The sequence below is a fragment of the Nostoc sp. genome (assembly GCF_036917575.1).
In the GTDB taxonomy this organism is placed as follows: Bacteria; Cyanobacteriota; Cyanobacteriia; order Cyanobacteriales; family Nostocaceae; genus Nostoc.
On record NZ_JBALDC010000050.1, the window covers coordinates 476,673 to 488,897 of the forward strand.

The following is a 12,225-nucleotide window of genomic DNA, read 5'->3' on the forward strand; positions in this document are numbered from 1 at the left end:
TAATAATTTTGATCGCCTCATCAACCGCTAAACCAAGAGCGGTTGCTCATTGAGGCTTCAACCTAATTCGTAATTTGTAATTAAAAAGGGTTTGTCCGGGTTATGCCATCACAAAGAAGGCGATCGCGCTCCTCAAGATTGCGGTTGTGTTTGAGGTAATCGCCCACCCAGTCGCAACCACGAACAAGCAGATCGTCAAGATTTAAATTCCACAGAATTATCGTGTTGTCAGTACTTGCTGATGCTAATGTTTGACCATCTGGGCTAAAACTGACACTTAATACTCCAGCGCGATGTCCATTAAGACTTTTAATTAACTTGCCTTCAGGACTCCAGAGTTTCACTGTACTGTCCCAACTAGCGGCAGCGAGTAATTCACCATTGGGGCTAAAAGTCACGGCATTGACGCTATCGCTGTACCCTTTTAATAAGGTTTTTAATAACGTCCCATCCCGTCGCCACAGTTTTACGGTGTTATCCCAGCTGGCAGAAGCCAGTAACTCATCAGTTGGACTAAAGCTGATACCTGTCACCCTGCTGTCATGGGGTGAGAAAGTTTTTAACAATGTACCGTCCAACCGCCAAAGTTTAACAGTTTGGTCATCACTGGCAGAGGCTAGAACCTGACTATTATGGCTGAAGTTGACGCTATTTACCGAATCTTGATGCCCCACTAAAGTTTTGAGCAACTTGCCCTCACGGTTCCAAAGTTTCACTGTTTTATCTTTGCTAGCTGATGCCAAAAACTGACCATCAGGACTAAAATTCACGCTCATCACACTGTTGCTATGCCCGTGGAGAGTCATGATTAAAGTACCGTCCAACCGCCAAAGTTTCACTGTTTTGTCAAAACTTCCGGAAGCCAGCATTTCACCTTTGGGGTCAAAACTGACACTACTAACTTCATTTTTATGCCCCATTAAAGTTTTGTAAAGTCGGGTTTTAACCTCGCCATCACTGGTGTATCGTTGCCAAAGTTTGACAGTGCGATCGCGACTACCAGAAGCTAGCATCCGGCCATCGGGACTCCAAGCAACGCTCAAAACTCGCTTTTGATGCCCTTGAAGAATAGACGGTGTTGGCGCATCTAAACTCCATAGTTTCACGTTTTTGTCGTAACTTCCTGAGGCTAGTAATTTGTTATTTGGACTGAAAGCTAAACTGACAACATAATCGCTGTGTCCTTTGAAGGTTTTGAGTAAAGTACCAGTAATACTCCAGAGGTTTATAGTTTTATCTTCACCTGCGGAAGCTAACTTTTTACTATCGGAACTAAAGCTCAAACTCCACACAGGCCTGCTATGCTGTCGTAAAGTTTTGTAAGGACGAAAGTCAAAACCGTCTTTAGTGCTGTTACTTTCCCTTTGCCAAAGTTTCACTGTCTTATCTAAACCTGTTGACGCCAAAAATTTACCGTCTGGGCTGAAAACAGCTACAGTCACAGCTTTCTGATGTCCCTGCAAAGTTGTGACAAGGCTACCGTCGCGTCGCCAGATTTTTACTGTCTTGTCGTCGCTGGCCGAGGCAATGAATTGACTATCAGGACTGAAGTTGACCCAGTTAACAGACCCTTGATGTCCTCTCAGTATTTTTACTAAGCTACCATCTTTGCGCCAGAGTTTTACGGTTTTATCCTTACTGGCAGTAGCTAACAATTCGCCATCAGGACTGAAATTAACACTATAAACCCAATCACCGTCACCTTTCAGGGTTTGATATGGCTTGGGGTCAAATTCACCTGTAATCGGGTTTTTGTGCCAGATTTGCACTGTTTTATCGAGACTGGCCGACGCTAGGGTTTGACCATCAGGGCTGAAACTTACACAATTAACAGCATCAGTGTGACCTTTGAGGGTTTGGAGTAAAGTTCCATCAGGACGCCAAAGTTTCACTGTTTGATCTAGGCTACCTGATGCTAGAGTTTGACCATCCGGGCTGAAAGTTACTCCCCAGACAACATCAGTGTGCCCTTCCAGGCGGTTAACCTCCGTTACCCCATAAACTGCTTGTTGCAAGGCTGTCACTACCCGCATTCGGGTATCTGGCTGCACGATCTCTGCTTGTTTAAGTCCTCTCCAAGCCCGCAAACCTTCTAATAGAGCATCAAATTCTTTATTAGAGGCAAACAAAGCTTCGCTAGCAGCAGCGATTCCACTAATTTTCAGGTTGGTTTCACTTTGTTCAGCTCGCAGAGTTTGGCGGACTGCTGCTCTTTTTTGTAAGTCGGCTTGCCACCATAACGCTGCTATTGTTCCCCCCATAATTGCTAGGATTGCACCTGCTATCCGTGCTTCCCGCAGTCGTCGTTGCAATACCAAATTGAGTTGCTTTTGACTAAGTTGTTGAGCTGCTTCCGCTCTAGTTTTTTCAAGTTTGATTTTTTCTAATTCGACGAGCATACCATAGTTGTTCTTTTGGCGAATTGGTTCAACTAAATAATCATGAACCAACTGGTAGCGATCGCCTAACTCTTCTCTGACTCGCAATACCAATCCTGAACCTACCAATATTTCTAAAATCAGTTCTCCAACTTTGTCAAAACTTGATATCGTATCTATATCATAATTATTAACTAATGCAGCCGCTAAATCAGCTTTAGTTTTTAAAGGCCGTGTCCCCTTTTCATCTGTTAACTCAAATAATAATTTCCAACTTAACTCTTCGTTCTCTTGACCGCAGTCTTTGATAACTTCCCCCAACCAGCGTTCCACCAATTTTGCCGAGCCACCACAAAGCTTATATTCTGCAAGTGTCGTAATGTTTTCTATTTGTAGTTGAGCGCCGACTATTTGTAATTCAATTGGATGTACTTCGTCTAGCTCTCCTGTCAAATCCTGGACTAATCGGTTAACTAATTCCTCACTTAGTTCATAATGTGAACGTTGAGTAAGACTGTGAATTATGGCTTTGGCATCTTGGCTAGAGAATTTTCCTAAATAATAGCGAATATCCTTATCAAGAATATTTTTATTAATCACTCCTAAGTCATAGAAACCAGTACTATTTTTCTGACTCAAACGTTCAAATTCTAATAAATGGTGTAAGTAATCTTCTCGTAATGAAAGAATAATTTTGACATAAGAAATATTTAAACATTCACTAAAAAATTTATAAAATTCTATTCTTTGTGTTGAAGGATTACTAATAAAGAAAAATTCTTCAAACTGATCTAATATGATAACTATTGTATAATTGCGCTCAGATGCTAACCGGATTCTTTCTAGTATTATGGTGGGTGTAGAGTCAATATTAACCGATATTCCCGTGTATGCTAGTGCTTGGTTGATACTGCTGCTCAAAATTGTTATCCAATCAGTATAAACAGATAAAACAATTGGTATAGGAATGCGTTCACCGATAACTTTTCCCTTGAGTGCTGGGACTAAACCAGCTTTGAGTATTGAACTTTTACCTACACCAGATGGTCCATAAATAACTGTGAGTTTGTAGTCAGCGCGGGCAATTCTTTCAATGAAGCGATTGACATCTTGTTGCCGTCCAGAAGCAGATATTTCTTGAGCAATTTCTTCAGGAATAAACGGTATTTTGTGAGGTTCTAGTACTGGATTAATTCTGGGACGTTGTGGCTGTAATTGACTTGCTCCGATAAAGGCACGAAAGCCATACTGATGTTCTATTTTAATTTTTTCTTGCTTCAGCTTAAAGGCTTCTGTATAGTTATGACACTCAAAAAAGTAAAGCGATCGCAGTTCTTCTAAAATCTCTAAGTAAAGTAATGGCTGATGTTGTAGCTCACAAACTACCCTCGCCCATTCTAAGTTATTGATAGCTTCCTCGCACTCACCCAAATGCCGTTGTGTACGTGCTAGCAACAGAAGATGCCAACTTTCTTGTCGTCGTCTTTGCAAAGCGTCTTGCAGAGAAACTTGTGTTACTTCTTCGGAGATAGAAAGTGCTGTATTTGCTAATTCATGAGCCAGTACCCAATTCGATTCTGAAGCCGCCACATTTGCCAAAAAACCATAATTTTGAGCAACTTGTGCAGGAGTTCCATAAGTTTTATGTAACTGTAATGACTTTTGAGCTAATTCTTTTAAGTCATCCCAGGCTTGTAGACGTTGCAGCATTTCACAAGCAGGCAAAATGAATTTAGCAACTAAGTCTTCTCTTTGTACCTCCTCTAATAGCTCCAAGCATTGTTTAAACCACGACAGAGCATGTTCGCAATAGCTACTAGTATTGTGGTATAAGTCTGCCATTCGGTGATAACAAAGCCCCAGGTGGAATAGTACTATTGCTTGCTTGAGTAAAGATGAGGGGGGCATAGGTTGAGGACATAAGAGGGGCAAAGAAGAATTACTCTCCCACTCTGCTAGTCTCCTTGTTTCCTGCTGCCATAATGCTAGGCTTCTTTGATAATTAGCTAAAGCACCATTAATTTGATCGTTAGCGTATTTATCTCGCCCCAACACAAATTCTAAACTAGCTTCTAATCCTGGTGTTAATTTAACGTTATACAGGCGGAGTAAATCATTACGGGCTGATTCTATTTCGTGGCGGTGTTGGGATTTGGGATCTAAATTTAGGAAGGCATTAGATAAAAACGTTTCAGCACCTGCTTCTAAAACTTTGTCAAATAGAGATTCTTCCTCTTGAGAGATCAAAGCAATTAAATCTGCTTTGGCCATTTCAAATTTAATAGTGGTTACAGCCCAGCTTTTGAAATCAGGCGCTAATCTTGAAAGCAATGATGCCACATCATCTTGTAGCCACAATACTACTGGAAATGGAAAAGTAGCAGCATAGATATCTCGTGCTTGGTTGATACCTGTAAGTAAGTTTTCTAAGTCGGTAATTGACTCAATACCGAAAATCATTACAGCAGACGGTAAAGAGTCTGTAAGGACAGCAGGATTATCTAAAGATAGGTCTGAAATTACTGTGCTGTGTAAAGAAGTAGTCGATGGATTGAGAACGATTTCTCTGATATTAATTTCTTTGGTGTTCGAGCGAATATTTTCTAACATTTGCTCACGTAATTGCCTATAGTTGCATCTAACTAAAATCAGAGCAAATTGACCTTCAGAAAGTGCGATCGCTCTGATCAGTCTTTGCAAAGTATGCTGATTTTCTTTGGTGTAGACGTGTAGCTGTTTGTCATTAGTCATTGGATATGGAGCATTGAGCATTGGATATGGGGCATTGAGCATTGGATATGGGGCATTGGTCATTAGTTCACTAACAAATGACCAATAACAAATGACAATTGACTATTATTTCTTTTGTTGCCAAGCCAAAACTTTTTCTGTTTCTGCCAAGGCTGGACTGATGCCAAACCAACGCCCTACAGGATCGCGATATTCAAACAGATACATGCTTCTTAGTAAGCTTTGATAGTCGGACTCACCTTTAACTCTCTGTTGCTGTACCACTTCAAACAATAATTCCCACTGGGACTCATCAATAGCTAATAGCAGATCGTCACGGTAGTCCTTAATCACTGCTTCTAAGCAATCCCTAGAAAAAGGCGGATCTTGTCGTTGCAGGCAGCTATAAAGTAAGCCTAATAAGTTACGAATGTGACCACCACTAACACGACATAGACGATCCAAGGTTTGGGAGTGATCGAATAATTCTGTAATTAATAACAGTCTGCTATTCAAAGGAACTTCTGGAAAAGCTCTAGCTAGAACTAACTGGCGCACTAGTGACATTCCTGGTTCATAGTCACTGCCATCTCTTTGTCGCAGTAATACCATCGGTAGTACTTTTGGTGCAATTCCTCCCCCCAAACGATTTTTCAATGTCTCATACTCATTGGAGAAAATTAACGTTAGGGGAATTGTGTAAACTAGGTGGCATTTAAGTCGGCGTAACTGTTCGCCTCGGTCAATGAACAGATATTCTGGTTGCGATCGCCCCGATGCTAAGGGACGCATATCCACTCGATCCAAATTATCCACAATCACTACCAGTCCTTTTTGACCCCTTAGTTTTAGCTGTTCAACAGCCTTTTCTAAAATCTCTTCGTTAATCGCCTGCAAAATACTATTGGTACGTGGTTCCAGATATTGCCTCAGTTGATTCCGCATCTGGGTGCTATCTTTAGTTTTCGCGGTAATTTTGGCAATACCCAAGGACAACTCTGCTTGTCCAGAAAGCTCTATGGGGCTTTGCAAAAAATCGCCTACTTCTTTAAACAAATTGGTAAAGTAGCCAGGTTTGAGTTTGATGCTAATCCCTTCTAAACTGGCACTGACTTGACGGGCTACACTCAGCAAAATATCGCTGATATCAATATCTGCCATATCTAAGTCTTGACTGGACTCAAAATAAACCACATGAAATCCTGCCAATTCTAGTTCTGTTTTGAGGCGCTGCAATTCCGTTGACTTACCGCAGCCGATATGACCCGTAAATAACTGACAGGTTGGCTCGTCAGGAGAAATACGAATGATCGTTCGTTGCAATTCTTCGACAATCTTGCAACCACGTACATCAGCAAAATCTATGTAATACTGCTGATCTAGTACGTTACTTATATTTAGCGTGTAGCTAGGGTTACATGCTTTATAAAAACGTGACAGATTTAATGTCGTTTTCATGTATGTAGAGGTTTATGTAGATGCAGTTTAGTTTGGATTTTCTATACAATTAATCCTGATCTAGGATGTAGACACAGGATTAACTCGCAAGGTAGTAGTGTCTTGCAAAAGACAGCACTTATTACCAGATTACTGTCAGTAGTATGGTAGAGATTTAATTGACCCTAATAACGAATGGTACTAAGATAATGCAAACCCATTATCTGCAAAGCTCTTGGGTGTGGGGTGTAGGGTGTGGGGTATAGTGACGTTCGCGCCAGCGTCGCGTAGCAAAAAAATTTATTTATGTTCACACTTATTTTTACTTTTCTTGATTTTTTTTGAACCTACACCTTATCCCCTATACCTTTGCCTGGTAAGGATTTCATCTTTTATTCGTACCATTCGACCGTTCAGTCTTTAAGCATATCTGTCCTTTTTACACCTACTATTTAAGTTTTGACAATCTTTCGCTTCTGTTTGACCTGCCACAAAATTATATGGACTAGTAAGTGAGTAAAAAAAGCTACAAAAATTCATGGTTCTCAGTTTGGATAGGTAACGAACCTAACTGGTATGAATTATAGCAAGGTATACAGAGATATAGGAATATTGGTATATCATTTAACATTCTATTTGTCAACAATACAAAATTCCATACATCTCAATTAATATTTTGTAATATTCTAGGGAAAATCTTCAAAAATAACTTGTCAAAAAGACTACAGTCAGTTAAAAATGGACACCGTAAACTTTAATAGGAATAATCACCGAAGAAAAGCAGAGGGCTGGAGGCAGGAGAAAAGATTTTTTTCCTTTAGGGTGCAAGCTCCTAAATTTATTTATGAACAAAGGTAAAAAAATGTATTTTGAGACGCACAGCACAAAAAATACAATGTCCTTATTAAATCCCTAAATTTCTTTATAGGGATTACCCTGCTGCCTCCTGTCTTCGTCCTCCTGCCTCCTTAATAGCGCCATAATCCTTGCGTAGTTACTGTAAAGTATTACTAAAAATAAAAAAAGTCTTGAGGAGAGCGGCTAAAAGATGCTAGCAGTGTTTACTGAAATTAATAATGATACAAGCTTGTCAAGGAATTTAGATTGCAACCAAAAAGGGGTGTGAATGGCTGGCATAATATCAGTTTCCCGCACGCATCTAGCCCAGCGTCGTCAGAAATTGCGTCGGCAGCGGCGGATGAGAATTATTCAAGCTATTTGGCGAACTTTTGCCATTACTGGTTTGGCGGGTGGATTGTTGTGGGTGGTAGTCCAACCGATGTGGGTGCTAAAGGCTCCTAAACAAATAGTGATGAAATCAGGTAATAAATTACTGTCGGATCAAGCAGCTCAGTCATTGTTGGTGCTGTCTTATCCTCAGTCTTTGTGGCGGATTGAACCGTTAGCGATCGCTAACTCTTTGAAGAGACAACCAACTATTGCCCAAGCGATCGTCAGACGACGCCTGTTTCCTCCTGGATTAATTATAGAAATCCAAGAACGAGTACCTGTAGCGGTAACTCAAACACGTGGCAACAAAAAAGTAATAATCGGCTTACTAGATGCAAGTGGGGCCTGGATGCCTTTAGAAAAATATACATCACTGAATCCCACTAAAAAATTACCCAATCTCAGAGTAATTGGTTCGCCAAATCAATACTGCCTTTACTGGACTCAACTCCATGAAGCTGTGAGCCAAAGTCCCGTGAAAGTTATAGAAATTGATTGCCAAAATCCAACAAATTTAATTTTGAAAACAGAATTAGGAAACGTGCATCTCGGTGTACCAGGTCCCCAGTTATCTGAACAAATTAAGGTACTTGCCCAAATGCGCCATTTAACAACAAAATTTAATTCCAGTCAAATAGAGTATATTGATCTGAAAAATCCTGATTTTCCATTAGTACAGATGAACCAAAAGGACCAAAAATTAACTCCCAAAATCCCTAAAAACATTTAGCAAGTTTATTATTTTGATAGCTTCTAGTAAATTAAGAAGCTTTATGCTGATAAATGTAGGTATTATTTTCAGTTTTTTAGCAAATCACACGAAAATCGGCATTAACTTCTAATTAAAATGAGAAGATCAATCATGAAATCTCCATTGGGAGTAACAGACCCTTAATTGTTACCCTAACATCTAATATAGGACTCATATCTGATTTTTAAACAATATTTCCGAGAAAACCTTTATAAAACAGGCTTTTCAATCTCAGTATGTTTTCAGAAATCAAATCAAAGTCCCATAGTAGGGTGCAAGATATCAGACAATTTAATGATGGTCTATGGCGTGCAAAACGCCTTCTGTCCAGACATTTTTTGACTAAACCCAGTCCAAAAACAAGAAAGTTGCTTGAGCTTTTAATTCGGATTCAGACTTTTGAGCAGAGAGCACTAATGAGAACGGTTTACGCCGTCATTCAAGTGTAGAGGCGAAAGGCTCTGACTTTGGTCTGTTGAGGACACTTCCAAAGACAGTTTACCGAAGTTTCCATCTGTAACGAAAAATGCCAACCAACGATTGCGTAAGCATTGCTTCTGGGCAATAAGTTTGGACTGCTCTGTGCTGTAATTCCTATTAGGTGACGAAATCTCTTAGGAAATCTTGATTTATTGGCCGCACTAGTCAGGGTTCTTGTAGGATAGATTATTGCTCAACAAAGTGTCCATTAAGACCACCCAAACAACAAATTAATCAGGTATAGTCTGACAAGTCAATTCTGGCTTAGTTTAACCTTAAGGATAAGTAAGTAGAAGGTAAATTTTGTATCTAAAGTTGCAATCATCCCCAATGATGAAACCTATTAACAATATTATTGAGGCAGAGAAGATACGCTGTAGTGTGTCTTTACAAGTTATGCCCGCCGCTGAGAATAATCAAGAGATTAATGTCTGGTTGAAGTTATACAAGTCAATTTTAGATAAATATAGGTATACTTCTCTAGAATTGGCTGTGCAATCGGCTGTGTTAACAGCTTATCCTATAGCAAATTTTCGCACCGCCAATTCTGTTAGGCTTGGCAGTAGTGAAAACAATAAAGAACAACGCCATAGTATTGTGGCATTGTCAAACTAAAGTTGACTCTGAGGTGAATAACACCTGAAAAAGTCGTTTATCTACCCTTTCACAAATACAATGACACTTGATAATAACCAAGGACTTAACTATAAAAATTCCCAATCTACGGGACAGCCGGGGTTCTCTCTGGCAGTTAACTCGACCAATCCCTTTAATAACTCTGGGCTGAACTTCGGGCAAAATCACGATAATAAGAAGATTTCTCCAGAAAATAGCCGAATTGGCGAGATTGTTCCTGGTCGAGTCGCCAACATCAAAGTGATTGGTGTTGGTGGTGGTGGTGGCAATGCTGTTAACCGCATGATCGAGTCTGATGTCTCTGGGGTAGAGTTTTGGTCAATTAACACTGATGCCCAAGCTCTTACCTTAGCTGGTGCTCCAAGTCGATTGCAAATTGGACAGAAGTTAACACGGGGTTTAGGAGCAGGTGGTAATCCTGCCATTGGTCAAAAGGCAGCTGAGGAATCACGGGACGAAATTGCCACAGCTTTAGAGGGTGCAGATTTAGTCTTTATCACTGCTGGTATGGGGGGTGGTACTGGGACGGGTGCAGCACCAATCGTGGCAGAAGTGGCCAAAGAAATGGGCGCTCTTACTGTTGGTGTAGTCACACGTCCATTTGTTTTTGAGGGACGCCGCCGCACCAGTCAAGCAGAACAAGGTATTGAAGGACTAAAAAGTAGAGTAGATACATTGATTATTATTCCCAACAACAAACTGCTGGAAGTGATCCCCGAACAAACGCCTGTGCAAGAAGCTTTTCGCTATGCAGATGATGTGCTGCGTCAAGGGGTGCAAGGTATTTCTGATATCATCACAATCCCCGGTTTGGTAAATGTTGACTTTGCTGATGTCCGAGCTGTGATGGCAGATGCGGGTTCGGCATTGATGGGAATAGGCGTTAGCTCTGGAAAATCCAGAGCTAGAGAAGCAGCGATCGCAGCTATTTCTTCACCATTATTAGAGTGTTCTATTGAAGGCGCTAGAGGAGTTGTATTTAATATCACAGGTGGTACTGACCTGACTTTGCATGAAGTGAATGCAGCCGCAGAAGCAATCTATGAAGTAGTTGATCCCAATGCCAATATTATTTTTGGGGCTGTAATTGATGACAGGCTCCAAGGTGAGGTAAGAATTACTGTAATTGCTACCGGATTTACAGGTGAAGTGCAAGCTGCGGTACAACAAAGTGTGCCTAACGTTCGAGTAGCGCCTAATACCTCGAAGCGGCAAACAACACAGCAACCCCCTGTTAATCCCCCAACCTCAACTCCAAGTCCAACTCCAACTCCAACTCCAATTCCAGAACCAAAAGAAAAACCTGGATTAGATATACCTGATTTTCTGAGAAACCGACGTACACCAAGGAATTGAAAGATTTTGATTTGATTAGATTAACTTAGCAGTCTCAGTTCAGGCTGAATGCTGTATAAAATCTGCTACTTCCACCAGGGTTTTACCAAAGGCAGGGATAAGCAATCTTTTGCCATCCCCAATTTTGCCAATTGGTAAAAAAACTTGTCAACGCTAGTTTATAGAATGAATTTGGGCATGTCCGAAAGAAGTCTGTTTGTTGAAGAATAGGACATAAAACTAAACAATAAATGTAAATTATTTTTGAATTTTTAGTGTCTGTTCAATCCATTGAATAACCTGATGACCAAGGCGAGTACCATCTAGGCGGTCAATTTCACGAATTCCAGTAGGACTAGTAACGTTAACTTCAGTTAAGTAGCCACCGATAACGTCAATACCCACAAAAATTAAGCCATCTTGGCGTAAACGTTCAGCTACTTGGGTACAAATTTCATACTCTCTTGGGGTAATTTCGGTTTGAGCGACTGTACCACCAGTTGCCATATTATTGCGAAAATCAGTTCCACTAGAGAGGCGATTGAGCGCACCAATTGGTTCACCATTAAGCAGGATAATTCGCTTATCTCCCTCTTTTGCTTGTGGTAAATAGGTTTGCACCATTACTGGCACCTTACCTTGAAGGGTACTGAGTTCAACAATAGAGTTAAAATTGCGATCGCCTGATTGCAAAAACAAAATTCCTTCGCCAGCTTTGTTACCCAACGGTTTGAGAACTGCTGCCCCCTTTGCTTCTACAAATTGCCGGATAAATTGCTTATCAGCACTGACAATCGTTTCTGGAATCACTTTGGTAAACTGGAGGGCGTACATTTTTTCATTTGCCCCTCGGATGCCACTGGCACTGTTAATCAACAGAGTTTTATTTTGGTTAATATAATCGAGAATATAGGTGGCATATAGGTAAGAATCATTGACAGGTGGATCTGTCCGCATAAATACGGCGTCCATTGTCTCTAAAGAAGTTAAGGAGGAATCGCTCAACTTATACCAAGGATTCGCCGCTACCCAACGTCCCTCGACTAACTGTACTGGTACAATTTCAACTCGCTGTAAAACAGCCCAAGCTTTGCCCTCCACCACACTCAGCAGATTTGCTTGAGTCACCCAAACTTCATGTCCCAGGATTTGGGCTGCTTCAATTAGGGCAACACTGGTATCATGACACGGGTCAAGTAGATGGATAGGATCAATGATAAAAGCCAGTTTCACCCTTTATACCTCAAT

Annotated in this window: 6 protein-coding genes; 3 read left to right on the forward strand and 3 right to left on the reverse strand. The window is 40.7% G+C overall.

The window, feature by feature from the left end:
* Nucleotides 1–80 precede the first annotated feature (80 nt).
* Both V7K79_RS15430 and V7K79_RS15435 read right to left on the reverse strand, forming a co-directional pair.
* Nucleotides 81–5,129 (reverse strand): nSTAND1 domain-containing NTPase, encoded by a 5,049-nt coding sequence (locus tag V7K79_RS15430; protein ID WP_335048906.1) that lies wholly within the window; start codon nucleotides 5,127–5,129, stop codon nucleotides 81–83.
* 105 nt (nucleotides 5,130–5,234) lie between these two features.
* Entirely contained in the window at nucleotides 5,235–6,566 is a 1,332-nt protein-coding gene (locus V7K79_RS15435; RefSeq protein ID WP_335048868.1) for a P-loop NTPase fold protein, read from the reverse strand.
* 1,105 nt (nucleotides 6,567–7,671) lie between these two features.
* On the opposite strand from V7K79_RS15435, the gene V7K79_RS15440 reads away from it, so the two are divergent.
* The 3 genes from V7K79_RS15440 to ftsZ all read left to right on the forward strand — a co-directional run bounded on the left by V7K79_RS15440 (nucleotide 7,672) and on the right by ftsZ (nucleotide 10,998).
* A complete protein-coding gene (locus tag V7K79_RS15440; protein ID WP_335048869.1) occupies nucleotides 7,672–8,505 on the forward strand; it encodes a cell division protein FtsQ/DivIB in 834 nt (277 codons plus the stop codon).
* Nucleotides 8,506–9,336: 831 nt separating this feature from the next.
* Nucleotides 9,337–9,621 (forward strand): hypothetical protein, encoded by a 285-nt coding sequence (locus tag V7K79_RS15445; protein ID WP_335048870.1) that lies wholly within the window; start codon nucleotides 9,337–9,339, stop codon nucleotides 9,619–9,621.
* Between the two features lie 60 nt (nucleotides 9,622–9,681).
* Nucleotides 9,682–10,998: a cell division protein FtsZ gene (ftsZ, locus tag V7K79_RS15450; RefSeq protein WP_335048871.1), complete on the forward strand. Its 1,317-nt coding sequence runs from the start codon at nucleotides 9,682–9,684 to the stop codon at nucleotides 10,996–10,998.
* A gap of 237 nt (nucleotides 10,999–11,235) precedes the next feature.
* Here ftsZ and gshB read toward each other — a convergent pair whose 3' ends face one another.
* Complete coding sequence (gene gshB / locus V7K79_RS15455) at nucleotides 11,236–12,210, reverse strand: glutathione synthase (protein ID WP_335048872.1); 975 nt, start codon at nucleotides 12,208–12,210, stop codon at nucleotides 11,236–11,238.
* Nucleotides 12,211–12,225 lie beyond the last annotated feature (15 nt).